The organism is Nocardia sp. Root136, assembly GCF_001427185.1.
GTDB classification, from domain to species: domain Bacteria; phylum Actinomycetota; class Actinomycetes; order Mycobacteriales; family Mycobacteriaceae; genus Nocardia; species Nocardia salmonicida.
Window position 1 is genome coordinate 266,139 of sequence record NZ_LMFE01000001.1, and the last position, 24,112, is coordinate 290,250.

Consider the following 24,112-nt stretch of genomic DNA (forward strand, 5'->3'; position numbering starts at 1 on the left):
GGGCACTCATCATGAGCACTCATCTCACCGACCACGCGCACGAGCTCGCGACATCCGCCGTCGTCGTCGGTACCGATGGATCGGAGGCCGCCGACATCGCCGTTCGCTGGGCCGCGCAGACGGCTGCCGACCGGGGCCGCCGCCTCCTGATCGTGCACGGACTCGATCTGGCGCACGTCGCGGCAGTGAATCCCTATGCCGTCGTCGCACCGTCGGTCATCGACGAAGTACGCACCCAGGGCACCGAAGTCCTCGCGGCTGCCCAGCGCATGGCTCACGACATCGCACCCGGACTGGTGATCGGGACCGAACTCGACGCGGGCCACCCGGCGCAAACGCTGATCGCGCTGTCGCACCATGCCTATCTCGTCGCGCTCGGAGCGACACCGGATGTCGGCACGCTCGCGCATCTCGGTTCGACGCTGCTGGCCGTCACCGCCCACGGCTCGGGCCGGATCGTGGTGGTCAACGACACCGGCGACGGCGCGCTGCCCCGCAATACCGGGCCGATCGTCGTCGGAGTCGACGGCAGCCCGACCAGCGAGCAAGCCATCGCCGCGGCGTTCACCGAAGCGTCCGAACGCACCGCGCCGCTCGTCACCGTCCACGTGTGGAATGACACGTCCTATGGTGAATTCGCCGGCGAGTTCGCCGTCGAGGATCTGACGACATCCGAACAAGCGCTGCTGGCCGAGCGCCTGGCCGGCTGGAACGAGAAGTACCCGGATGTCATTGTGACGCATCGGGTTTACGGCGGCGAGACGCGCCACCGCCTGCAGGATTGGTCGGATTCGGCGCAAATGGTCGTCGTCGGGAGCCACGGATGGGGTGGGCTGCGCGGTCTCGTCCTCGGTTCGACCAGCAATTGGCTTGTCCAGCACGCCCACTGCCCCGTCATGGTCGCGCACCCGGCCGTCGAGGACCCGCGATGAAGAACACCACAGCTTTCACCATCGGTACCGCGACCTACGTCGCCGGACTCGCGCTCGGATATTCGGCTCTCCTGCGAAAACGGATCGCGACCTGGGGCGCGACCCGCGACGAAGCGGAGCGAACAATGCCCGGCGACGAATTGCTCTCCAACCCTGATATTCGAACAACTAGGGCGATCACCGTCGCGGCCGACCCAGCGGCGATCTGGCCGTGGCTCGTGCAGATCGGTCCCGGGCGCGGCGGCGCGTATACCTACGACTGGATCGAGAACCTCCTCGGCCTCGACATGCACAGCGCCGACGAGATCCTGCCCGAATTCCAGCATCCGGCACTCGGCGACGTGATCGCGCTCGGCACGAACGGCCCCCGGATGCGGATCGGAGTGCTCGAAACCGACCGGTCGCTCGTGTTCAGCTCCGAGGACGGCAACTGGGTCTGGTCATTCACCCTCTACCCCGAACCCGCTGGTACCCGGCTGATCAGCCGCAATCTCATCTCACTGACCGGAGCGTCGCCGAGCTCACGGTTGTTCACCCGGCTCGTCGCCGAACCGGGCAGCTTGATCATGGAGCGAAAGATGCTCTCGGGCATCCGAACCCGTGCCGAGCGCATGGTCATGAGTCATAGCGCATTCTGATCCGAAAGGAGTCTTCGATGTTCGCCATGGTCTACGACGGCCCAGGACGTCCGCACCGCCGCGAGGTCCCCGATCCGGTGATCCTCGACAGCACCGACGCTGTCGTCACCGTCGACACAGCCACCATTTGCGGGACCGACCTACACATTCTCCAGGGTGACGTGCCCGAGGTCGAGCGCGGACGGATTCTCGGTCACGAGGCCGTCGGAACCGTTGCCGCTGTCGGCAGCGCTGTGCGCACCCTCCGGGTCGGCGATCGCGTTCTCGTGTCGTGCATCTCCGCGTGTGGAAGCTGTGCGTCCTGCCGCGAGGCCCGCTACGGGCAGTGCACCGGCGGCGGCGGATGGCTGCTCGGCCACGAAATCGATGGCACCCATGCCGAATCGGTGCGCGTGCCGTTCGCCGATATGTCGACCCACCCGATCCCGCCCGGTATCAGCGACGAGCAGATGCTCATGCTGGCCGATATCCTGCCCACCAGCTACGAAGTCGGCGTGCGCAACGGCAGGGTGCGGCCCGGCGACACAGTTGTCATCGTGGGCGCGGGGCCGATCGGCCTGGCCGCGGTCATGACCGCGCGGCTCTACAGCCCGAGCCGCATCATCGTCATCGATCTCGCCGACACCCGGTTGGCGGCCGCGCGCGAACTCGGTGCCGAGCCGGTGCTCAACAGCGGCCGCGACGATGTGCGCGCCAGGGTCGCCGAGCTCACCGGTGGTCGGGGTGCCGATGTGGCAATGGAGGCAGTCGGTGTACCCGAAACCTTCGAACTGGCCGTCGATCTCGTGCGTCCCGGCGGTCACGTCGCCAATATCGGGGTGCACGGTGCACCCGCCTCGCTCCATCTCGAGAACCTGTGGAGCCGGGATCTGACCATCACCACCGGTCTGGTGGATACCGACTCGACCCCGCGCCTGATCGAGCTGATCCGATCCGGGCATCTCGATCCCACCCCGATGATCACCCACCGTTTCGAGATGAGCGAATTCGCCGACGCCTACGACACTTTCGCGCGGGCCGCGGAAACGGGCGCGCTGAAAGTCACCGTCACGCAGACGAAGGCCGAGCAGCCATGACGACCGCGACGTCGAACATCGACTTCCGGAAACTCCGCCCCAGCGACCGGGCCGCGGTGCTCGAACTTCACGCCGATCCAGCGGGCACCGACGGCTACTTCCGGTTCTTCGGGCCACCGCCCAAGAACCTCGACCGAGTGGTCGGCTCGATCGCGTCGAACGATCGCACGCACTGCGCTGTCGGAGCCTTCATCGACGACGATCTCATCGGCGTGGCGAATTTCGTCGTCCTCGACGACGGCGTCAGCGCGGAGATTGCCATGGTCGCCGCCGCCGACGAACAACACCACGGCATCGGCACCGACCTGCTCTATCGGCTCGCCGCGCTGGGCCGCGCCCGCGGCCTCGACCGGTTCATCGCCGAGGTGGTGCCGACCAACTCGAAAGCCATGCGACTCATCATCGATTCCTACCTCCCGATCTCGGCCCACCGCAGCGACGGCGTCATCCAGATCGCATTCCACCTGCGCAACTCCGAGCCCAGTTCGGCTTCTCGGCGACATCGTGCGGCGAGAGCGAACACCTGACGCAGCAAGCAACCGAATCGAGGCAACAATGAACCCGATCGCACTGCGCGAGGATTCCCGCCGGATCTTCCGTGATCGCAGAGAGGCCGGACGGGCCATGGCGGAACTGCTCGGGCATTACCGGGACCAGGATGATGTGATCGTGCTCGGGCTGCCGCGCGGTGGAATTCCGGTGGCCTGGGAGGTGGCAGCAGCCCTCGACGCACCGTTGGATGCCCTGGTGGTGCGCAAGCTGGGCGTCCCCGGCAACCCGGAGTTCGCCTTCGGCGCGCTCGCGACAGGAGGCCGGATAGTCCTCGCCGACGATGTCGTCCGGGCACTGCGCCTGACCTCCGAACAGGTCCGCGCCGTGGCCGACGCCGAAGCAGACGAGCTCGCACGACGAGAGGTCGCCTATCGCGATGACCGAGGCCCGCTCGAGGTCACCGGGCGAACGGTGATCCTCGTCGACGACGGTCTGGCCACCGGCGCGAGCATGTTCGCCGCGATCGACGCGATTCGAACGCAAGAACCTCAGCGCATCGTCGTCGCGATCCCCGCAGCACCGGAATCGACGTGCCGGGAACTCGGCGCGATGGTCGATGAAGTGGTGTGCGCGACGATACCGTCGCCGTTTCATGCCGTCGGCGCGTCGTACTGGGATTTCACCCAGGTCACCGACGACCAGGTACAGAAGCTCATGTCCACCCCGACGACCGGGCTCGCGACATCGGCGACCGACCCGGTGCGTGCGATTCGGACATGCGCGATCGGCGCACCCGCGGGCGTTCCCTCCCACAGCGAACTCGACGATCTGATCGGTACGGCGAACATCGTGTTGATCGGCGAGAGCACCCATGGAACGCACGAGTTCTATTCCGCGCGTGCCGAGATGACGAAATGGCTGATCGAGCAGCGGGGATTCGACGCTGTCGCGGTGGAGGCCGACTGGCCTGACGCAGCGCGCGTCAACCGCTACGTCCATGCGCGTGGAAACGACACCACCGCGGAAGAAGCTCTGCGCGGATTCCAGCGGTTCCCCGCCTGGATGTGGCGCAATACGGTAGTGCGCGACTTCGTCGGCTGGCTGCGTGACCACAACGACGACCACGTGCGCGCCGACGAGCCCACCACCGGGTTCTACGGTCTGGACCTCTACAGCCTGCATCGATCCAGGAACGAAGTGGTGCGCTACCTCGAACGAGCCGACCTCCGAGCCGCCCGACGAGCCAAGGCGCGATACGGCTGTTTCGACCAGACCAGCAACGAGGACGGCCAGGCCTACGGATACGGGGCGGCCTTCGGCGCGGGCAGATCTTGCGAAGACCAGGTTGTCACGCAGCTGGTCGAACTCCAGCGCAGGACATTGACCGAGACGGGCGCGGACCCGATCGCCGCCGAGGAGCTTTTCGATGCCCTGCGCAACGCGTGGTCGGTCCGCAACGCCGAGCGGTACTACCGCACGATGTTCGGCAACCACACCGCGTCGTGGAATCTTCGTGACGAACACATGGCCGACACTCTCGACGCACTGCGTGAGCATCTTCGTCAGCACCTACACGGCAGCCGTCGGACTCCGAAAATCGTCATCTGGGCCCACAATTCGCATGTCGGCGACGCTCGAGCCACCGAACTGGGCGCCGAAGGCCAGGTGACGATCGGACAGCTGATGCGGCAACGTCACGGTGCGCACTGCACAACGATCGGCTTCAGTACCTACTACGGATCGGTCACCGCCGCACAGGAGTGGGGTGGCTCGGCCATCCACGAAACCGTCCGCCCCGCACTGCCGTCCAGCATGGAGACACTGCTGCACGACACCGGCGCCGGTGAGTTCATGGTGCGGATGGACACCGGCAACGCCGCCGCGCGTGCGCTCGGGCAGGCGCGCTTGCAGCGGGCCATCGGCGTCGTCTACGCCCCCAGCACCGAGCGGCAGAGCCACTACTTCCACACCCGCGCCGCCGACCAGTTCGACGCGATCGTCCACATCGACCGCACCACCGCCCTGGAGCCCCTCGAGCCCACCGGCCGCTGGAGCGCGGCGAGAGCACCGGAGACCTATCCGACAGGGCTGTGACGAGCCGACCCGCGAGTCTCCCCGCGGGTGACCCCGTGCTGGTCGAATCACTGCCCACGGCCGGCCTGTGCGCGCAAAAGCCACACCAAGAATCGCCCCGAGACACACGCCATGACAAAGGCCATCAGCAATCCCCCTGCGATACCGATCAGGGCTGTCTCGGCGGTCGGCTGCCCCGGGTGCCACAGGGGGCTGGTGAAGAGCACGAAGGCCACCAGCCCGGCCGCCCAGGACAGCGCGGTCGCGCCGATCCACCAGCCGGCTCCGGTCAGATGTCGACGCAGGACCACCCACTGAGCCACCCCGATGGCCGTCACCACCACGGCGCCGCTCATACCCAGCGCCACTATCGCCACCGCTCTCGGCCAACCAGCGAAACCATCGGTGCTCACCGGCACCATCGCCACCGACCATGCGACCGATGCGCCGATCGCCGTCGCCGCGACCCAGGCGTGGCCGGGAATGTCAGGAAGCGTGGGGCGAAGTGCCCTGGCTTGGAACCACCCGAGCACCACGCCCTCGCCCACGCCTGCCACCAGCAACGACACTGTCGCCGACCATCCGGCGCGATCCCACATCGACGCCGCGACGATCGCCGGCACCGAGAAGCCCAGAAACTCCCCGACGGTGACAAAGACGATCCAGCGGCGCCACATCAGCTTTCCCGCTTCGACGGGCATCGGGACCTCCTCGATCTGTGTTCGTCACGTCTCGAAACGACCACCACAGCAATGTCTTCCGAGCCACCCACGGCGGCGTACGCGTGCGGTGTCCTTTCATCGGCTGAGATCACGGCGCCGGCACCCGGCCCAGGCGATTCCGGTCGCTCCCGCGACCACCGCCAGCAGAGCCAGGCTCACCACGGGATCGACATCCTCCAGCGGGACGAGTGCGGTGTAGCGCAAGGGGGAAATGGTGGCGAACCACGCGGGCAGCTCGAACGCATCGGCAAAGATCAGCGCCACAGCCACATAGGTGTAGAACAGCCAGGACACCGCGCCCGCGTGCCGTGGTACCCAGCCGACGGCGGCGGCCGTCACCGCCACGATCACCCACACCGCGGGGACATAACCGAGGGCCGATGCGGCCAGACGCGCAGACTGCAGCGGATCGCCGATGGTCATGCCGTAGGCCAGCCCATCGCCCAACCCTCCGGCCACCAGTACGAGAGCACTGCCGGTCATCGCCACTGCGAGATATCCGGACAGCCATCGCACACGCCCGACCGGTGCCGCCAGCACCACCTCCGCCCGTCCCGAGTTCTCCTCGGACCGTGCGCGCAGCACACCCGACACCCCGTAGGCAGCAGCCAGCAGCGCGATGATCGACAGCGTGAGCGAGAGATAGGAATCGACCGCGTCGCGCGCGTTTCCCGTCAGGTAGGCGGCGATCTCGGGGTTGTCGGCGATGAACTGCTCGATACTGTCGGCAAAGGATCCATAGGCGGCACCGAGCACGAAAGCCCCGAGACACCAACCGAGTACGGTCGCACGTTGCAGGCGCCACACGAGACCGGCAGGTGAGCCGAGCAGACGAGATGCCGTGGCGCGACCTGTCCGGTACCCGAACAGCCCGGCACCGAGATCCCGCCGCCGCGACAACGCGAACGCCACCGCGATCAGCACCGCCGATGTCGCGGCGAACAACAGCAGCGGCCACCATCGATCGTCGACGAAGGGGTACGTGCGCTGGCCCCAGCCGATCGGCGAGATCCAGGCAATCGCGTCGTTTCCCACATCACCGATCGCGCGCAGCACATACGCCACTGCGACCGACGCGCTGATCGCCCCATAGACGCTGCGCGGATTCTCGAAAACCTGTGCCGCGACAGTCGTCGCCGCGGCGACGGTGAACCCGAGACCCGCGACCGCGGCCCCGACCAGGGCCGAACCGACCACGGGCAGCCCGGTCGCCGCTGCGGTGACGAAAACGACCAGCGCCGCACCGAGATTCGCGACCACGGCGACGACGAGGGCCGCCACGACCGACGCCTGAGGTCCCACCCGGGACGACCTGATCAGCTCGGCGCGCCCCGCCTCCTCGTCGGAGCGCGTGTTCCTGCAGATCACGAACATGTTCATCAACGCCACGACGACCGCGAGATAGGCGAAGATCTCGAAGACCACTTCGCCGCCGACGGTCTCGAGCAACCTCGTCGGTCCGCCCATCGCGACGACCGCGGCGTTAGCGCTCATGGTGGCGCGCAACTGCGCCAGCTTCGCGGGCGAGTCGTAGAAGTTCTGGCTGCTCACCGACTGCAACGCCATCAAGGCACCGATCCCGAACAGCCACCACGGCAGCGCGAACCGCTCGCGGCGCAGCGCGAAGCGCGCCAGCGTGGCGACTCCCGCTGTCGGTGAGGAGGCGGTCGTGGTGTTCACGACACAACGACCGTGGCGTCGGGCTCGGCCGCGTAATGACGAAGGAAGATGTCCTCGAGGGTCGGCTTGGTGCTGGTCATCGCGAGCACACCGAGGTCGGCGAGTGCGCGCAGCACGCCGTCGAAGTGCACGGTCTCGACGTCGAAGCGAGCGTGATTGCCGTCCACAGTCAGCCCGCGCACCCCCGGCACGGCAGCGAGCGCGGTGGCGGGCCGATCGGTCTCCACACTGATCGAGGTGGTCTGTAGGTGTCGCAGCTCGGCGAGCGAACCGCTGTCGACGGTGTGGCCGTTGCGGACGATGCTGACCCGGTCGCACAGCGCCTCGACCTCGGCGAGCTGATGGCTCGACAGCAGTACCGTGCGCCCCTGCGCCACAAGCTCGCGAACACAGCGCTGGAACTCGGCTTCCTTCAACGGATCCAGGCCTGCGGTCGGTTCGTCGAACAACAGCAGTTCCGCGTCCGAGGCCAGGGCGGCGATCAGGGCGACCTTCTGCCGGTTGCCTTTGGAATAGGCGCGGGCCTTCACCGTCGGGTCCAGTTCGAACCGGGCGAGCAGATCGGCACGCCGACGCGGATCGATACCACCGCGCAGCTTCGCGAGCAGATCAATCGTCTCGCCGCCGGTGATGCCCGGCCAGAGCGTGACTTCCCCCGGTACATACGCGAGCCGGGCGTGGACAGCGACCGCGTCGGCCCACGGATCGCACCCCAGCACTCGTACCGTCCCCGCATCGGCGCGAATAAACCCGAGCAGGACGCGAATAGTCGTCGTCTTCCCCGCGCCGTTGGGCCCCAGGAATCCGTGCACCTCGCCGGCGCGAACGGTCAGGTCGAGTGCGTCGAGCGCCCGCGTGCGGCCGAAAGATTTCGTCAGCCCGGAAATGGAGATGGCAGCCTCGTCGGTCATCACTCGATCGTTTCCCGGTCGCGCTACCCGCCGGCAGAGCCGAAAGTCCCAGCCCGTCCCGCGTTGGTCACCACCGCCGTCAGCGGTGCCATTGGTCCCTTCGTTGCGGGCATGACGGCTCTGATCCGCAGCCGTGCAGTCGCGCGATGCTGAAATCATGACCACGACACCCACACCCCGCATCGCCGTTCTGTACGCGACCGCCCAGGGCTCGACCCGCGATATCGCCGAGTTCGTCTGGGACGATCTCGTCGCCCGCGGCGCTCACGCCGAACTGCACGACATCGAGCACGCACCCGAGCTTTCGGGTATCGACACCCTCGTCATCGGTAGCGCGATCCATAACATGGATCTACTGCCCGAGGCCTCCGCGTATCTTCGCAACAACCTGAACACCTTGGTGGACAAGGACGTCTGGCTGTTCAGTGTGGGACTCGGCCCCGCACTGCGCGGACCGATCGGGCGCTGGGTCGGACGGCAGGTCCCGCCCAAGATCGCCGCCGCGATCCGCACGCTGCGTCCACGCGACTACACCCCCTTCGCCGGCCGGTACGAACGCGAGGGCGTCTCGTGGCGGGCCAGGACGATGTACCGGATGCTCGGTGGCGCCCGCTACGGCGACTTGCGCGATTGGCAGGCAGTGCGTGCATGGTCGACCAGGATCGGTGACGCGCTCGAGCTGCAACGCGCCCCGGTCACTGTCGTCCATCCCTGATCGCTCCCCCGCCGCAACGCACCAGTCAGGAAGGCACGAACCCATGACGCAGCACAGCGAAACCCCGCACCGCGACACCGACGCCGCGGTCGTTGTCGGAGCCGACGGCTCGCCCGGATCGATAGCCGCGGTGCGCTGGGCCGCCCGCACAGCCGCCGATCGCGGGCGCGCGCTGCACATCGTGCACTGCACCGGGCCGATCGCGCAGGGAACTCCGCGTAGCGCATACGACGCGTTCATCTTCGCCACTATGCAAGATCTCCAGCACGCTGCCGAGAAGGTGATCGCCATGGCCGACTGCGACGCGCGAGAGGCCGCACCGGAGGTCACCGTGACCACCGAGCTCGCCCACGCCAACCCTGCCCGTGCTCTCATCGCGGCATCGGCGCAGGCGAACCTGGTCGTGGTCGGGGCGGCGGCATGGGCAGGCTCGATCGCGCACCTTGGTTCGACACTGCTCGCGGTGGCCTCGCACGCGCACGGGGCCGTGGTCGTCGTGCGCGGGCCCGACCCGGACCGGCTGACGGGGCCGGTGGTCGTGGGTGTCGACGGCAGCAGCGTGGGAGAACCCGCCATCGGCGCCGCGTTCGCCGAAGCTTCGCTACGCGGCGCCGAACTGGTCGCCGTGCACGCCTGGAGTGATCTCTCGCGCGGTGAGTTCGGCGGCTCCAGCTATCTGTCGCTGCCGATCGCCGACTTCGAGACCGGCGAGGCCGCCCTACTGGCCGAACGGCTGGCCGGTTGGAGCGAGCAATTCCCCGACGTCACCGTACGTCGTGAAGTCGAGGTATTCGGGGCCCGCGAACGGCTGGCCGAATGGTCGAAGACCGCGCAGCTCGTGGTCGTCGGCAGTCGCGGACGGGGTGGATTCCGCGGTCTGCTGCTCGGCTCGACCAGCAACTGGCTCGTGCAGCACGCCGAGTGCCCCGTGATGGTCGTACACCACGACTGACACGCCGATGAGGGCATTTGGTCCCCGCCGAACAGGCGCAAAGACCGTCTCGGCAAACACCCGGCAAGGACGAGACTCGATGCTATGAACGACGAACCAGTCCTCGTAGTCCCTGACCATCCCACGATCCGCGCGGCCATCCGTCTCGGGTGTCGCGCGCCGTCGGTCCACAACACCCAGCCGTGGCGGTGGGTCTTCGACGGCGCCCGGCTGCACCTGTTTCGTGACACCGACCGGCAGCTCACAGCCGCCGATCCGCACGGACGTCAGTCGATGATCAGCTGCGGCGCGGTCCTGCACCACGTGCGGACCGCGTTCGCGGCCGAGGGCTGGCGCACCGACACCCTCCGGTTCCCCGACCCTACCCGGCCGGATCTGCTGGCCACCCTGGAATTCCTGCGGTGGCCGGACCCGCCGATCGGTGTTTTCCGCCGCGCCGATGCGATCTCACGCCGATTCTCCGATCGGCTGCCGATGACCGAACCGATCGGGTGGGGTTCGGTCCGCCTGGCACTCGAGGACCTCATCTCCTCCTATGAGGTCACTCTCGATGTCCTCGACGAGGACGCGCGCGCCCGACTCTCCCTCGCGTCCGAGCAATCCGACGCCCTGCGTCGCTACGACATGGAGTACCAAGCCGAATTGCGTTGGTGGGCAGGCCATCCGGGCACACCCGAAGGTGTTCCACCCTCGGCGCTGATCTCGGAGTCCGAGCTCGCCCGAGTCGGGGTGGCTCGGAAGTACCCGACACCGGGACCTTCGGCCCGACGCGGCGAGATGCACGACCACGCACGCCTGGCCGTGCTCACCGCGACCGGCGAGACGCCCGCGACCTGGCTGCGTACCGGCGAGGCGCTCTCGGCGGTCCTGCTCGAATGCACGGCGTCGGGAATGGCTACCTGCGCACTCACCCATATCACCGAAACAACCTCGGGCAGGCGGCTGCTGAGCAGCTTGATCGGCCACCCCGGGATACCCCAGGTCGTCGTCCGGATCGGCACCGCACCCGACGAGCAGCGACCGGAGTCCACTCCACGCAGACCACTGGCCGACGTCCTCACCGTGCGATGACCCATCGGCTTACCGATCACATGGCCGCCCCTAGGTCAGGGCGGGCGCCCAGCGGTCCGGTCCGAAGACCTCGTAGTGGATGTTCTCGGACGCGACGCCCTTGTCCAGCAGTACCTCTCGCACGTCGAGCATGAAGGGCAGTGGCCCGCACAGGTATGCGCGGGTGCCCTCGGCGACGGTGATCTCACCGAGGTCGGCGCGGCCTTCCCGGAGTCCGTTCTCGGGACTCCGTGCGCCGAGATCCTCGTACCAGCGGTGCATGACGGCGAACGGCAGCCGGTCGACGAGCTCGGCCAGTTCGGCGCGATGGGCGTGGCTGCTCGGCGCGCGATCGGCGTGGATCACCGAGATCGGGCGCCGGTCGGCAGTCTCGGCGAGATGGCCGAGCATGCCCATGATCGGGGTGCATCCGATGCCCGCGGAGATCAGCAGCAGCGGTGCGTCGTCGTCCTGGAGCACGAGATCACCGAACGGGGTGGTCACATCGAGCACATCGCCTTCGAAGACGTTGCGGTACAGGAAGTTCGACACTTCGCCGGCCGGAGTGGTCGAACCGTCCGGCCGGATATGGGCATCGACCCGCTTGACGGTGATGCGCCAGTCCCCGCCCGCCGGTGCCGAGGAAAGGCTGTATTGGCGGATCTGGCGCGCGCCGTCTTCGAGGTGAACGCCCACCGAGAGGTATTGCCCCGGCGAGAAGGACGGTAAGGGAGCGCCGTCCAGCGAAGTGAGGACGAAGGAGACGGCGTCGTCGGATTCCTGACGCCGCTCGCGCACCCGCGCCTGTCGCCAGACGTCACCGTCGACGACACCCGCCCGCCGGTAAAGCCCCCGCTCCATCACGATCAGCGTCTCGGCCATCAGCCAGTACAGCTCGTCCCACGCCGCGGCGACCTCGGCGGTGACGGCGTCACCGAGCACCTCGACGATGGCCTCGAAGAGGTACTTGTGCACGATCTGGTACTGCGCGGGCTGAATTCCCAAGGAGGCGTGCTTGTTCGCGATCCGCGACAGGATCAGATCGACCCGTGCCTGATCGGGTTCGAGCTGCAACGCGGCGAAGGCGGCGATCGCGCCGGCCAGTGCCTTCTGTTGGTCACCTTGCTGCTGATTGCCGCGGTTGAACAGGTCACGTTCGAGCCCCGGGTCGGCCGCGAACATCTTGTCGTAGAAGAGGGTGGTTATCTCGCCGATCGCGGCGCCGACGGCAGGCAGTGTTGCGCGGATGGTCTCCTTCGTGGTGACCGAGAGCATGTCATTCTCCATTCGTTGCGGCGGTCTCGTAGCTCGGGCTGCCCACCCGGGGTAGGGCGAGTAGCACTGTGCGCGTGGGGTTTCGGGTGAGGTCTTCGATGGTGAGAGTGTCCAGGGACGCGAAGAAGGCTTCCTGAGCGTTGCGCAGCGCCGACCGCAGCAGACAGCCGGTCCGTAACGGGCACGGGTGAGCCCCCTCGCATTCGACGACTTCGCCTTCGCCTTCGAGGCGCCGCACCAGCCAGCCGACCGAGGCATCGCGCCCGAGTTCGGTGATGGCCAAGCCGCCGCGGCGTCCGCGACGGGCGTCCACGATGCCGAGTTCTGCCAGCCGGGTGATCACCTTCGCGACGTGGGCGTAGGACACCACCAACTCATCGGCGATCTCGCGGCTGCCTGGACGATCACCGTTGCCGACCACCGCGAGTCGCATGACGACGCGAAGTCCGAGGTCGGTGAACCGGGTGAGCTGCATGACCTGAACTTACGATAATTCGCATCTTAGATGCGAATTATGTGAGCTGGATAACCAGCGAGTTCACCGGCCAGGTACGGACACAGACGTGGATTCAGGCGCGTACCACGATCGTCGGGATCTCCACCGAGTGCAGCAGGGCGTTGCTCGTGGAACCGAGCAGCATGCTCGAGAACCCGCCTCTGCCATGGCTGCCGACCACCAGCAGCTGCGCCGACGCCGATTCGTCGACCAGCGTGCGGACCGGGCGATTGGCGACCACGATCCGTCGCACGGGTACGTCCGGATACTGCTCGGCGTGACCGGCCAGCGCCTCGGCGAGATCGGCCTCGGCCGATTGCCTGCCCATCTCCCAACCGAACGCGGGGAGATCGAGCTCGCTGGCGTCGCTGAACGCGTGTACCGCGACCAGCTCCACCTTGCGACGTGACGCCTCGTCGAAGGCGACCTCGATCGCGGGCACGCTGTTGGGGCTGCAATCGACCCCGACCAGCACCGGCTGCCCCGCCGAGACCGGATCGATCGCGGCGATGCCGTGGATCACCGCCACCGGGCAATGCGCGTGCTGGGCGGCCGCACGGCTGACCGAGCCGAGCAGTCCGCGCTGGAACGCGCCGAGCCCACGGCTGCCGACCACCAGCATCCGCGCCGATCGCGAACGTTCGATCAGCATCGGCGCGGCCAACTCGAAACTGACCTCGGTGGTGATCGCGAGATCTTCATCGGGCACAGCGGCGCGGGCCACCCGCTCAGCTTCCCCGACGACCCGCTCAGCGTCCACGCGCAGCCACTCGAGGTCCGCCTCGCCCAGTGACATGCCTGGGCCGAACCCGGTCTGAATCGCGCCCGAGGTGAGGATGTGCAGTGGCAGGTGATGCAGGGCAGCTTCGGCCGCCGCCCACGCCGCAGCCTGGTAGGAGTTCGCCGAACCGTCGACCGCGGCGAGCACCGACCCGCGTCCGCTCGTCCCCTGCTTGTTGTCAGTCATCGTCGATCCTCTCGTCGTCGCGACTGTGGGCCGGTCGCGCTCTCGGATTCAAGGATCGTCCGGTTCAGCGCACGGCATCAGGGGACAAGGTCATTGCGGAGCCGGGCCTATCGGCCCCGGATCGGGACTCGGGTCCCTGGTGCGCGGGACCTTCGGCCCTGCCGGTGACCGGCCCGAACGCGCGAGGCTCTACCCATGATGTCCACCTACCTGCGACGATTCGACCCTCGTCGATCCGTCCTGTGCCTGATCACCGGCATCCTGGCGACGTGGGCGTTCGCAGGTTCGCTCGCCCTCATCACCGGGGCGCTGACACTGGGGCCGACAGCCGAGAGCCGGCTGCCGTGGCAGAGCCCGATCCTGGCCGGGGTGATGCTTGCCCTCGTCGTCGGCCTGCCGATGACGGTCGTCGCCCTCACCGCCGCCCACGCAGACCGCGACCTCTCGCAGACGGCGATGGTCGCCGCCTGCGCGCTGATCGGCTGGATCCTGTTGCAGCTGTTGGTATTACAGGAATTCAGCTGGCTGCAGCCGGTGTGCGTGATCCTCGCCGTCGCTGTCGCCACCCTCGGCGCTCCGCCGCTCACCCATCACGCCCCGCGTCACCACTGAAGACCCATCGATGAAAGGGAACGGCATGCGCGCACTGATCGTCTATGAATCCATGTTCGGCAATACCGCCGCGGTGGCCGAGGCCATCGCCGACGGTCTTCGCCCCGACTACGAGGTGCAGCTGTGCCCGGTCGCCGAGGCGGTGAATCACCGAGCATCACAGGTGGATCTGCTCGTCGTCGGCGGGCCGACCCACGCCTTCGGGCTCAGCCGCGAAACGACCCGCCAGGACGCGGCTACTCGGACAACGGCCCCGATCGAGACCGAGATCGGCGTTCGTGAGTGGCTCGACGCCGCCCTGCCCGTTTCGTCACCGTGCTCGGCCGCCGCGTTCGGCACCAAGGTCGCTCATCCCCCGTGGCTGCCGGGTTCGGCGGCGAAAGGCATCGGCAAACGGCTGCGGGCCCTGGGCTACCAGCTCGCCGTCGCACCCGCCGACTTCCATGTCACCGCCATGACCGGCCCACTGACACCGGGAGAACGCGAGCGGGCGACCGCGTGGGCCACAAAGCTGGCCGCCACCCGACCCGAGCTACCGAAGGCAACGCGGTGATCGTGGTGCCGCTCGAGCAATACAGTGATCTATCGGCCGCCGAAGCAGCGGATGATGGGAGCAAGGTCCCACACCGACGCGAGAAAGAGTCACCGATGATCAAGGTATTCCTGGTCGACGACCACGAAATCGTCCGGCGCGGCGTCAGCGACCTGATCGCCCTCGAACCCGACCTCGAGGTGATCGGCGAGGCGGGATCGTGCTCGCACGCACTCGCGCGGATCCCCGCACTGCGCCCCGATGTCGTGGTGCTCGACGTCCGACTACCTGACGGCAACGGCATCGAACTGTGCCGTGAGCTGCTCTCGGCCGAGCCCGATCTGCGCTGTTTGATCCTGACCTCGTTCACCGACGAACAGGCCATGCTCGACGCCATCCTCGCGGGCGCGAGCGGTTATGTCGTCAAGGACATACGGAGCCTGGAGCTGATCAGCGCCGTACGCGAGGTCGGCGAGGGCAAGTCACTGCTCGACAACCGCGCCGCCGCTGCCCTGATGTCCAAGCTCCGCTCGGAGGCCGCGGAGAAGACCGGCCCGCTCTCGACACTGACCGACCAGGAACGCACGTTGCTGTCGTTGCTGGGCGAGGGCTTGACCAACCGGCAGATCGCCGCCCGCATGTTCCTCGCCGAGAAGACTGTCAAGAACTACGTCTCGCGACTTCTCACGAAGCTGGGCGTCGAGCGCCGGACCCAGGCCGCGGTGATCGCGGCCGACCTGCGTCATGAACAGCGCGAATGACTGTCGTCGCCACCCACGCCGACGTGGAAGAATGCGCCCTATGGACAACATATCGGGGGCGAGCGGTCGGCTTCCGGTGACCGAGACCCTGTCTCAACTGCGGTTACGTGAACTTCTCGCCGAGGTACAGGACCGGATCACCCAGATCGTCGACGTCCGCGACCGGATGGACCGACTGATGGAAGCCATGCTCGTGATCACCGCGGGCCTGGATCTGGACAACACCCTGCGCACCATCGTGCACACCGCGATCGAACTCGTCGATGCCGGCTACGGCGCCCTCGGCGTCCGAGAAACCGACAAAGCGAGCAACCAACTCTCCGAATTCGTCTACGAGGGCATCGACGACCGCACCCGGGTACTGATCGGCGACCTGCCCCGCGGACACGGCGTGCTCGGCGTGCTCATCGCAGACCCGAAACCCATTCGGCTGTCCAATCTTTCCGATCACCCGTCCTCGGTGGGCTTCCCCGCCAACCACCCGCCGATGCGGACGTTCCTCGGCGTGCCCGTCAAGGTGCGCAACGAGGTCTTCGGCAATCTGTATCTGACCGAGAAGGCGGGCGGTCTGGAATTCACCGAAGACGACGAAGTGGTGGTGCAAGCGCTCGCCGCCGCTGCGGGAATCGCGATCGAGAATGCCCGCCTCTACGAGGCATCGCGCGTTCGCCAGCAATGGCTGGAGGCCATCCGCGACGTGGCCACCGAGTTGCTGGCCGGTAGTCCAACCGATGACGTACTCGCTCTCGTCGCTGAGCGTGGACATGCCCTCACTGGTTCGGCCTGCACGTTTCTCGCACTGCCCGAAGACCCCGATGTCCCCGAGGACGAACTCACCGAACTCGTGGTGGTCGCCGCCGCCGGTGTCGACGCCGACACTCTGATCGGCAAGCACATCCCCCTCGACGATTCGCACTCGGCCGAGGCATTCCGGTCCGGGCGCACCGTCGCCGCCGATACGCCCGCCCATAATCCGATCTTCGACTCGGTCGCGAATTTCGGGCCGGTCCTCACCCTGCCCCTACGCGCGAACGGCTCGGTCACCGGCGTCTTGACCTCGGTGTTTCCGGCCGGCGCCGCGCAGCTCAGCGCGATCGACCAGGCGCTGATGACCACCTACGCCGACCAGGCGGCCGTCGCGCTCCAACTGGCCGACACCCAACGCCGAATGCGCGAACTCGACGTCTACGCCGACCGCGACCGGATCGCCCGCGGACTGCATGATCACGTCATCCAGCGACTCTTCGCCGTCGGGCTGTCACTGCAGGGCACGATGCAGCGGGCCAGATCAACCGAAGTGCGGGGTCGTCTCGACGAGACCATCGACGACATCCAGGCCATCGTCCAGGACATCCGTTTCTCGATCTTCGATCTACAGAGCAACACCGCCACCGACTCCTCGACCTACCGCAAACGCCTGCACGACATCATCACCGATATGACCGACGAGACCGGCCTGCGCACCACCGTGCGGCTGGCCGGACCGGTGACGGTGCTCGAACCGCCACTGTCCGACCACGTCGAAGCCGTTCTGCGCGAGGCCGTCAGCAATGTCGTGCGGCACGCGAAGGCGAGCACCGTCGGGGTGGAACTCATTGTGCGCGATGAGGTCTCGATCGAGGTCACCGACGACGGGACCGGCATCGATCCCGCGACCACCCGCCGCAGCGGCCTGGCAAACCTGGCCGCTCGCGCCGCGGAAATGGGCGGCACATTCACCATCGCACCCCAGGCACAGGGCGGCACCAAGATGCGCTGGACAGCACCGCTGGACTGAGCCGTTCAGTCCTTCGCGTGCACGTCCGCCATCACCCTGGCATCGCGCAACGATCGCCAGTAGGCCGACGGCAGTTCCTCCGAATACCGGGTGGTCCGGTCGATTTCGCGTTGCAGCAGCAGTCCGTAGGTGAACGTCGACTCCCCCGCGTTCTCCGCTTCCCTGGTGATCTGGATCAGGTGATGTTTGGCCACCACCGCGTCCTGGTGTTCGCCGAGCAGGTCCTGCACGACACCCAGGCCGTCGCATGCCTGCGCGGTGCGCGACGGAGCGAGATCGTGGACACTCTCGAGGTAGTAGCGCGTGCGGCGGATCGCTTTGCGTAGTGCGTGGACCGCGGCGTCGCGGGCGTCTTCCTCCCCTGTGGATTCGACCGCGCGCCTGCGCGATCTGACCCGATCGAGTAGAGCACGCAGCACCACCGCGTTGTCGACGTCGTCGATCCCCATCACGATGCCGCTGCGCAGCAACCGTTCTTCGGCCATCAGGTCCTCGATCATGGCGGGAAATCTGGGCGAGCCGAGCAGGTCGCGTGCGGCCAGCCACGCGAGTCTGGTTCGCTCCCCGAAGTATTCGGTGATCCTGGCGGGCACCGGTCCGCGAACATAGCGCGGACGCAGCACATCTACGGCGGCGTGCAATCGCGCCGACTGTGTTCGAAGCTCGTGGGCCGCGCCGACAGTGATGCCGAACCAGCGCAGTTCCTCGATCACTCTGCGCACCTCCGGCTCGGTGTGAACGGTTCTCCGGTGCGCGCTCAGGGCGCTACGGGCACGCCTGGACGCGATCACCATGTCCGACACCGAGTCCGGATCGTCGTGCGTCTCGACAGTGATCTGACCATCCAGGATCGTCTCGCGCTGGGTGTGCAGGTAGTCGGCCAGCAATGTGCTCACCGACGCGGGATCTGCCGACGTGTCGACATCGAGAGGGGTATCGGTTTTCATCGCAAAACCTGCCTTGTCGAGTGGGTGAACGGTTCTGTCTTCACCCTGCTCCCAACGCCGTCACCCTCCCAGAGCCATTCGCCCCCGCAGGTCCCCGGTCGGGGTGCTCTCTCCGACGACCTAGTGCCTCTCGGCACGGGCCCTCCGACCCTGCTGCGCTCCGAGGACCCCAGCGCACAGTGGAGAAAACAGAAAGGCGACATCATGTTCACTCCTGGGATCCCGAATCAGCCGGTCGTCGTCGGCGTCGATGGCTCGCAACAGTCTCTTGTCGCCCTACGCTGGGCTGCCGAGTACTCCGCGCACCACCGTGCCCCGCTGCAGATCGCCTATGCCATCGATGTCCCGGTCGACTACGGGCCGGGCCTTGTCGGGCCTATCTTCGATGCCGAACAGCTACGCACTCACGGTGAATCCATCGTCGCCGCTGCTGCGGCAGCGGCCGCGAAGATCCCGACCCCCATCGCCGAGACCGTCATCTCCACCGCCGCGGTGTCCGGTTCCGCGGTTGCCGTGCTGCGCGACCTCAGTAGGTCGGCTCGGCTCGTTGTCGTCGGCAGCCGTGGGCTGGGCGCATTCCGCCGCACGCTGCTCGGCTCGGTGAGCACCTCGCTCGCCCGTCACGCCGAATGCCCGGTGGCGGTGATCCCGGAAACGGTGTCCGACACCGGCGCGGTAGTGGTCGGCGTGGACGGTTCAGCCTGCAGTGTCGACGCCATCGCCATCGCCTTCGACGAGGCCTCCCAGCGGGGCACACATCTGGTGGCGGTCCATACCTGGTCGGAGTTCTATCACTACGAATCACGCACCACCATGCAGACCCAGGCCGAAGCGGTGCTGTCGGAAAGCTTGGCCGGATACGCCGAGAAGTACCCCGACGTCTCCGTCGAGCGCGTCGTCACGGAGAAGGTGCCCGCCAAGGCGATCCTCACTGCCGCGGCCACCGCACAGCTCATCGTCGTCGGCAGCCACGGCCGCCGCGGGTTCGCCGGCATGACTCTGGGCTCTGTCGCCCAGGCGGTACTGCACGGCGCCGAATGCCCGCTCATCATCACCAGGCCCGCCACCGGGAATTGAGACCGACACCATGACCGCACCCACCACCCGCCCCGTCGTCGTGGGGGTCGACGGTTCTGAATCGGCATCGAGCGCGGTCCGTTGGGCGGCGCGCACCGCGATGCTGCGCGGCGCCCCACTGCACGCCGTCCACGCGATGAGTTCGGGCTGGGACCTGGGCGACCATCTTGGCGTGTTCACTCTGCACCACCAGGGATTCCGCGAGGCGGGCGAAGCCGCATTGGCCGCGGCGAGAGCGGCCGCGCACGCCGAGACGGCACCGTATCCGCTGACGGTGCGTACCTCACTGGTCAGCCCCTCCCCGATCTCGACGTTGCGTCGCCGCGCACGCCACGCCCAGCTTCTGGTCGTCGGCGCTCGCGGGCTCGGCGTATTCGAGCGCACCCTGCTCGGTTCTGTCAGTAGCGCGCTGGCCCGCCGACCGCGCTGCCCCTTGGCCGTCATTCCAGGCCCCCAACCGCCCGAGTCACGACACCTGCCGGTGTTGGTCGGCGTGGACGGCTCGCCCGCGAGCCACCGCGCTGTCGAGTTCGCGATCGGCGAGGCATCTCGCCGCGGCGTCGGGCTCGTCGCGATCTCACTGTGGAACGATCCGCACCCCGGACCTCGCACAACCGAGATAGCCGAGACCGCCCACCGACTGCTGGCGGAAACCCTCGCGGGCTACCCGGAGGAATTTCCCGACGTCGATGTCACTCGGCTCGTCGCCCATGACGAGCCGGCGCACCGATTGGTGCAAGAATCCGCCGGAGCACAGTTGATAGTCCTCGGCAGCCACAACAGTGGTATCACCCGGGTCACCCGCAGGTCGGTCAGCGGAGCGGTCCTCGGCGCAGCGAAGGTTCCGGTCGTCATCATCGGTCAGCAATCTCGGCACAGGCCGTTCCACCGGCAAGAAGACACTTCGGCGCGATCATCGGAGCGGGCTGTTGCTGTTCGGCGCGCGAGTAGGCCACCGTCGTAGCATCCTGGCCGCCATTGCGTTGTTCGCAAGGGCGGCGATAGTCGCCGAGATCTCCCGTCGACGCTTGTCCTGGCGGATGTATGCGCGGTCCGTGTCAGTACACCCGGAAGTTCGTGACGCTCGGGGTGTGAGGAAGGTCGGTCGTGAGGGTGAATTCGACTTGGCCGGGGCCGGTTACGAGGCGGAGGTTGCCTACTACGGGGGCCGACCAGAAGAAGGGTTGCCAGGCGCCGAGTGCGGTGGACGCTTGGCCGGCCGCACCGGTATCGAGGTTGCGCCAGTGGACCGTGGGGGCCAGGGTGCACCAGGGAGCGGGGACGCCGAAGACCTTCAGCCAGCCTTTGAGTTGGAGGTCTACGGTGCCGGGGACGTCGCCGTCGGGGTAGACATTGCCTACTGCCCAGACGTCGCCGGAGCAGCCGAAGCCGTAGGCGCCCGTGGTGGTCATGGGGAGCTCGACGGGGATGTAATTCGAGGCTGCGGCAGGGGCACTGGTGGCGATGAGGGCGGCTACTACCGCGCTCGCGGCAAGGGAGATCTTGGCAAGTTTCCGGTGTGACATTTCAGCCTTTCAACTGCGATTGCTGCAAGGGCGATTGCACGAGATGGCTTCGGATTCATTGTTCCATCGGCTAACTGGTTACTGTCGTTACCCCGGGCGCTTCGCGCGGCGAGCAGGTGTGGACCCGGCGCAGCGTCGTTTGCCACGCTCGCTCCGTTCTTCGCGCCGACTGTCGTGCTGTGGCAGGCAGACACTCTCCCTTACGGGGGAATCTGGCACGGCCACGACGGACGAGCCGGTCGAGAGCTGGATTTCCCTATCCCGCAGACGATCACCGTGACAATCGCCGAGGCCTGTCTGCCGTCTACTCGCGAGCTCGACGGCACCACGTAAACCGAACACACGGAAATGCCGCTGGGCGCTCGGTCACCAACGTCCGCATCTGCTGAGTCGAGTGCGTCCGACTCGGAGCCATCGAAAAACCCGTTGGCTAACGACTGCGACCACTGCTACCTTTCCGGAGTCCGTGCCGGAGAATGAGGAGGTGGTACCCGTGAACGCAGTATCGACATGGGTGCTCCCCCTTGGGGTCACGGTCGGGCGATAGGTCGTCCGGGAGCGCCGTTCTACAGCACTCCCCGAAAGGCACGACCATGCAATTCACTACCGAACAGCGTCTCGACGACGACATCCTCGAGCGCGAGTTCACCCTCGGCGAGATCCCAGGAATCCTGTGGACGCCGGGATCCGCATCTACACCGATGCCGCTGATCCTGGTCAGCCCCCCTCCCCTCGGACTGCGCACGGCGTACCCGCGACTGCTGGCCCGGGCCCGGCACTCCGTGGCGGAGGGCTACGCCGTGGCCACCATCGAGCTCCCCGGCAGCGGTGGCCGGCCACGTTCGGCCGCTGCCGATCAGGCCCGCATCGACCTGCAACGGGCGGTGGCGGCAGGTGAGCCGGTCGACGACGAGATCGTCGACCGGCTCGTCCTGCCGCTAGTCGAAAAGGCGGTGCCGGAATGGCGGTCCACCCTGGACGCCCTTCTCTCGCTGCCCGAGATCGGCGGCCCGGTCGGCTACTCGGGCGGGGTGATCTCCATCGGCACCCGGCTGGCGGTGGTCGAGCCGCGTATCGCGGCTGCCGTCCTGTTCGCCGGTAGTTTCGTGCCCCGCGCCATCCTCGAGGAGGCCCGGCAGGTCACCATTCCGCTGCACGTCCTGCTGCAATGGGACGACGAAGGAAACGACCGGCAAATGGCACTAGACCTGTTCGACGCCTTCGGCTCCGAGGAGAAGACGCTGCACGCCAATATGGGCGGGCACACCGGCGTCCCTCAGCATGCCGGCGAGGAGGCGAACCGGTTCTTCGCCCGGCACCTGAGGTGATGGCAGGCAGTCGGGCCAACTCCAGACAATAGAGCCGTCGGCCAGGAGCCGCTATCGAGGACAGCTCGCGGTCCTCGATAGCGGTGGCCGCACTCAGCGCACTGACCGGCACCCGCCGTCCGATGTCGGTCGCTCAGGGGGCAGGGAGAGTCTTGTATGTCCCGAGGATGTTGCGGATCGAGGGCGTGACGAACAGCTCTCGGTCCAATGACACCCACAGATACCCGGCGTGCTCCGAGAGGCGGATGGGGCTGGTGGCTTTCACGTCGACGGCGAAGTGTAGACGTCGCACCGGTTTTCCGGCTGGGGACAGATAGTCGAAGTCGCCGACGTGATGTCGGATGTCGGTGACGGTCAGGCCGGTTTCCTCGCGGACTCCCCGCACGAGCGCCTGGGCGACTGATTCTCCGTGTCCCACCGTGGCGCCGGGGAGTTTGTGGGTGAGGCGGATGGGGCCGGTGCTGTTGACTTCCAGTAGCAACACTTCTCCGCCACGGTCGATGATCGCGCCGACGCGTAGTCCGAATCCATCGCGTTCGCCGCGCGGTAGGACCTCGTCGTACATAGGTATCGCCATCGGTGGATTCACCAACCTTCGGTCTGGCAGCGTAGCCGCGTGTCGTCGGAGCCACTCGGTGGTGGCTCCTTCTCAATTGTGCTCGGTGCCGGGCTCATCCGGCGACAATCGGCTCCAAAATGTCTTCGCGAACGCGTCGAGATCTACGGCGGTACCGAGCCGACTGTGCTCGTTACTCCAAAGGCAAAGGCCTGGTTCCCGAGCACAGCACCGGATTCGCCCAGCAGCCGCTGAGCCAACGGGCCCGTTTCCGCGAGGTCGTCGAACTGGCCCGATCGGCCGAGGACATCGGCTACGACGCGTTCGGCGTCGGTGAGCGACACAATCCGCGCTGCTTTCGTCATCCTCCGCGGTCATCCTGTCCCACATCGCCGCGCGGACTCGCCGCATTCGGCTGGTGACCACCGTCGCGGTGCTCTCACTGACCGATCCGGTGCGTTCAGCCGAGGACTACGCGACCCTCGACCATCTCAGCGACGGCCGTCTCGACCTGATCATCGGCAAAGGCGGCGACGCGGTCGCCCCCTCGGTCCTCGTCATGTCTCCCAACTTCTCCGACGGCGGGATCGGCTAGGTCCCGTTCCACCCCTGTGCCCGGGTTTCTCGACCGCACACCGCGCCGGTGCTCACATTGGCCGAGACAGCCGAGATGACCGAATCAAGGTGTTGTTCGGTGCGCTCCAGTTCGATGATGCTCTGGCGCAAGTGATCACGCTCCACCTCGAGGCGACCGAGTAGGGCGGGGGTAGCGCGGCCGTTCACCAGATGCGGCGTGAGCTCGCCGATGGTTCGACTGGACAAGCCCGCGGCATACAACTGCTGAATCAGCAGTACCTGATCCACGGCGGTGTCGGAGTACTGGCGCTGACCGCTGGAACTACGCTCGGCACGCAGCAGGTTCTGCTGTTCGTAGTACCGCAGGGCCCGGGCTGAAACCCCGGTCCGGCGAGCCAATTCGCCGATACGCATTCGAACCCTTCGCGTGATCCATGACAC

The 24,112-nt window shown here is 67.1% G+C and carries 27 protein-coding genes; 16 read left to right on the top strand and 11 right to left on the bottom strand.

Annotated elements, in window-relative coordinates; all coding sequences use genetic code 11:
- The first annotated feature begins 11 nt into the window (after window positions 1-11).
- From ASD42_RS01285 to ASD42_RS01305, 5 genes are read left to right on the top strand one after another with little or no spacing between them, the layout of a single operon-like run.
- Complete coding sequence (locus tag ASD42_RS01285) at window positions 12-932, top strand: universal stress protein (protein WP_056809311.1); 921 nt, start codon at window positions 12-14, stop codon at window positions 930-932.
- Window positions 929-1,570 (top strand): hypothetical protein, encoded by a 642-nt coding sequence (locus ASD42_RS01290; protein WP_056809313.1) that lies wholly within the window; start codon window positions 929-931, stop codon window positions 1,568-1,570. Before ASD42_RS01285 ends, ASD42_RS01290 begins: the two co-directional genes overlap by 4 nt.
- A 17-nt stretch (window positions 1,571-1,587) precedes the next feature.
- On the top strand, window positions 1,588-2,646 hold the full coding sequence (locus ASD42_RS01295; RefSeq protein ID WP_056809315.1) for a zinc-dependent alcohol dehydrogenase family protein: 1,059 nt from the start codon (window positions 1,588-1,590) through the stop codon (window positions 2,644-2,646).
- Window positions 2,643-3,173, top strand: a complete 531-nt coding sequence (locus tag ASD42_RS01300) for a GNAT family N-acetyltransferase (protein WP_056809318.1) — start codon at window positions 2,643-2,645, stop codon at window positions 3,171-3,173. The genes ASD42_RS01295 and ASD42_RS01300 overlap by 4 nt, the downstream gene beginning before the upstream one ends.
- A gap of 28 nt (window positions 3,174-3,201) precedes the next feature.
- Complete coding sequence (locus ASD42_RS01305) at window positions 3,202-5,232, top strand: erythromycin esterase family protein (protein ID WP_056809320.1); 2,031 nt, start codon at window positions 3,202-3,204, stop codon at window positions 5,230-5,232.
- Window positions 5,233-5,279: 47 nt separating this feature from the next.
- On the opposite strand, the gene ASD42_RS01310 is transcribed toward ASD42_RS01305, so the two are convergent.
- From ASD42_RS01310 to ASD42_RS01320, 3 genes are all read right to left on the bottom strand, one after another.
- The gene (locus ASD42_RS01310; protein WP_056809322.1) at window positions 5,280-5,912 is read right to left on the bottom strand and encodes a hypothetical protein; all 633 of its coding nucleotides are present in this window, start codon (window positions 5,910-5,912) and stop codon (window positions 5,280-5,282) included.
- Window positions 5,913-6,008: 96 nt separating this feature from the next.
- Window positions 6,009-7,613 (bottom strand): ABC transporter permease, encoded by a 1,605-nt coding sequence (locus ASD42_RS01315; protein WP_056809323.1) that lies wholly within the window; start codon window positions 7,611-7,613, stop codon window positions 6,009-6,011.
- Window positions 7,610-8,524 (bottom strand): ABC transporter ATP-binding protein, encoded by a 915-nt coding sequence (locus ASD42_RS01320; RefSeq protein ID WP_056809326.1) that lies wholly within the window; start codon window positions 8,522-8,524, stop codon window positions 7,610-7,612. The genes ASD42_RS01315 and ASD42_RS01320 overlap by 4 nt, the downstream gene beginning before the upstream one ends.
- 157 nt (window positions 8,525-8,681) lie before the next feature.
- On the opposite strand from ASD42_RS01320, the gene ASD42_RS01325 reads away from it, so the two are divergent.
- The 3 genes from ASD42_RS01325 to ASD42_RS01335 all read left to right on the top strand — a co-directional run bounded on the left by ASD42_RS01325 (window position 8,682) and on the right by ASD42_RS01335 (window position 11,262).
- Window positions 8,682-9,239 (top strand): flavodoxin domain-containing protein, encoded by a 558-nt coding sequence (locus ASD42_RS01325; protein WP_056815122.1) that lies wholly within the window; start codon window positions 8,682-8,684, stop codon window positions 9,237-9,239.
- A 43-nt stretch (window positions 9,240-9,282) separates the two neighbouring features.
- Complete coding sequence (locus ASD42_RS01330; RefSeq protein ID WP_063002812.1) at window positions 9,283-10,191, top strand: universal stress protein; 909 nt, start codon at window positions 9,283-9,285, stop codon at window positions 10,189-10,191.
- Between the two features lie 84 nt (window positions 10,192-10,275).
- Window positions 10,276-11,262 carry an Acg family FMN-binding oxidoreductase gene (locus ASD42_RS01335; RefSeq protein ID WP_056809330.1) on the top strand — a complete coding sequence of 329 codons (987 nt, stop codon included), beginning with the start codon at window positions 10,276-10,278 and terminating at the stop codon, window positions 11,260-11,262.
- A 30-nt stretch (window positions 11,263-11,292) separates the two neighbouring features.
- On the opposite strand, the gene ASD42_RS01340 is transcribed toward ASD42_RS01335, so the two are convergent.
- From ASD42_RS01340 to ASD42_RS01350, 3 genes are all read right to left on the bottom strand, one after another.
- Complete coding sequence (locus ASD42_RS01340; protein WP_056809332.1) at window positions 11,293-12,516, bottom strand: globin domain-containing protein; 1,224 nt, start codon at window positions 12,514-12,516, stop codon at window positions 11,293-11,295.
- A gap of 1 nt (window position 12,517) precedes the next feature.
- Window positions 12,518-12,991, bottom strand: coding sequence for an RrF2 family transcriptional regulator (locus ASD42_RS01345; RefSeq protein WP_056809334.1), 474 nt, complete (start codon window positions 12,989-12,991; stop codon window positions 12,518-12,520).
- A gap of 94 nt (window positions 12,992-13,085) precedes the next feature.
- Window positions 13,086-13,979: a universal stress protein gene (locus tag ASD42_RS01350; RefSeq protein ID WP_056809336.1), complete on the bottom strand. Its 894-nt coding sequence runs from the start codon at window positions 13,977-13,979 to the stop codon at window positions 13,086-13,088.
- Between the two features lie 195 nt (window positions 13,980-14,174).
- Between ASD42_RS01350 and ASD42_RS01355 the strand changes: the two genes are divergently transcribed.
- The 4 genes from ASD42_RS01355 to ASD42_RS01370 all read left to right on the top strand — a co-directional run bounded on the left by ASD42_RS01355 (window position 14,175) and on the right by ASD42_RS01370 (window position 17,661).
- On the top strand, window positions 14,175-14,591 hold the full coding sequence (locus tag ASD42_RS01355) for a hypothetical protein (RefSeq protein WP_056809338.1): 417 nt from the start codon (window positions 14,175-14,177) through the stop codon (window positions 14,589-14,591).
- A 25-nt stretch (window positions 14,592-14,616) separates the two neighbouring features.
- Window positions 14,617-15,144: a flavodoxin family protein gene (locus ASD42_RS01360; RefSeq protein WP_056809340.1), complete on the top strand. Its 528-nt coding sequence runs from the start codon at window positions 14,617-14,619 to the stop codon at window positions 15,142-15,144.
- A 95-nt stretch (window positions 15,145-15,239) separates the two neighbouring features.
- Entirely contained in the window at window positions 15,240-15,884 is a 645-nt protein-coding gene (locus ASD42_RS01365; protein WP_056815128.1) for a response regulator, read from the top strand.
- A gap of 40 nt (window positions 15,885-15,924) precedes the next feature.
- Window positions 15,925-17,661, top strand: a complete 1,737-nt coding sequence (locus ASD42_RS01370; RefSeq protein WP_056809342.1) for a sensor histidine kinase — start codon at window positions 15,925-15,927, stop codon at window positions 17,659-17,661.
- Window positions 17,662-17,666: 5 nt separating this feature from the next.
- Here ASD42_RS01370 and ASD42_RS01375 read toward each other — a convergent pair whose 3' ends face one another.
- Window positions 17,667-18,608, bottom strand: coding sequence for a CHAD domain-containing protein (locus ASD42_RS01375; RefSeq protein ID WP_056809344.1), 942 nt, complete (start codon window positions 18,606-18,608; stop codon window positions 17,667-17,669).
- Between the two features lie 204 nt (window positions 18,609-18,812).
- On the opposite strand from ASD42_RS01375, the gene ASD42_RS01380 reads away from it, so the two are divergent.
- Both ASD42_RS01380 and ASD42_RS01385 read left to right on the top strand, forming a co-directional pair.
- A complete protein-coding gene (locus ASD42_RS01380) occupies window positions 18,813-19,685 on the top strand; it encodes a universal stress protein (protein WP_056815129.1) in 873 nt (290 codons plus the stop codon).
- Between the two features lie 10 nt (window positions 19,686-19,695).
- Window positions 19,696-20,649: a universal stress protein gene (locus ASD42_RS01385; protein WP_056809345.1), complete on the top strand. Its 954-nt coding sequence runs from the start codon at window positions 19,696-19,698 to the stop codon at window positions 20,647-20,649.
- A gap of 94 nt (window positions 20,650-20,743) precedes the next feature.
- Here the strand turns inward: ASD42_RS01385 and ASD42_RS01390 are convergent, their stop codons facing one another.
- Window positions 20,744-21,211, bottom strand: coding sequence for a hypothetical protein (locus ASD42_RS01390; protein WP_156677360.1), 468 nt, complete (start codon window positions 21,209-21,211; stop codon window positions 20,744-20,746).
- Between the two features lie 593 nt (window positions 21,212-21,804).
- Here ASD42_RS01390 and ASD42_RS01395 point away from each other — a divergent pair.
- On the top strand, window positions 21,805-22,539 hold the full coding sequence (locus ASD42_RS01395; protein WP_056809348.1) for a dienelactone hydrolase family protein: 735 nt from the start codon (window positions 21,805-21,807) through the stop codon (window positions 22,537-22,539).
- Window positions 22,540-22,672: 133 nt separating this feature from the next.
- Here the strand turns inward: ASD42_RS01395 and ASD42_RS01400 are convergent, their stop codons facing one another.
- Together ASD42_RS01400 and ASD42_RS35780 are read right to left on the bottom strand one after the other, a co-directional pair.
- Window positions 22,673-23,116: an NUDIX hydrolase gene (locus tag ASD42_RS01400; RefSeq protein WP_063893539.1), complete on the bottom strand. Its 444-nt coding sequence runs from the start codon at window positions 23,114-23,116 to the stop codon at window positions 22,673-22,675.
- A 143-nt stretch (window positions 23,117-23,259) separates the two neighbouring features.
- Window positions 23,260-23,460 (bottom strand): hypothetical protein, encoded by a 201-nt coding sequence (locus ASD42_RS35780; RefSeq protein ID WP_442938604.1) that lies wholly within the window; start codon window positions 23,458-23,460, stop codon window positions 23,260-23,262.
- 53 nt (window positions 23,461-23,513) lie between these two features.
- Here ASD42_RS35780 and ASD42_RS35785 point away from each other — a divergent pair, with 53 nt between their 5' ends.
- Entirely contained in the window at window positions 23,514-23,690 is a 177-nt protein-coding gene (locus ASD42_RS35785; protein WP_413232894.1) for an LLM class flavin-dependent oxidoreductase, read from the top strand.
- On the opposite strand, the gene ASD42_RS01410 is transcribed toward ASD42_RS35785, so the two are convergent.
- The gene (locus ASD42_RS01410; protein WP_056809354.1) at window positions 23,687-24,085 is read right to left on the bottom strand and encodes a MerR family transcriptional regulator; all 399 of its coding nucleotides are present in this window, start codon (window positions 24,083-24,085) and stop codon (window positions 23,687-23,689) included. The two genes, ASD42_RS35785 and ASD42_RS01410, sit on opposite strands and share 4 nt — an antisense overlap.
- Window positions 24,086-24,112 lie beyond the last annotated feature (27 nt).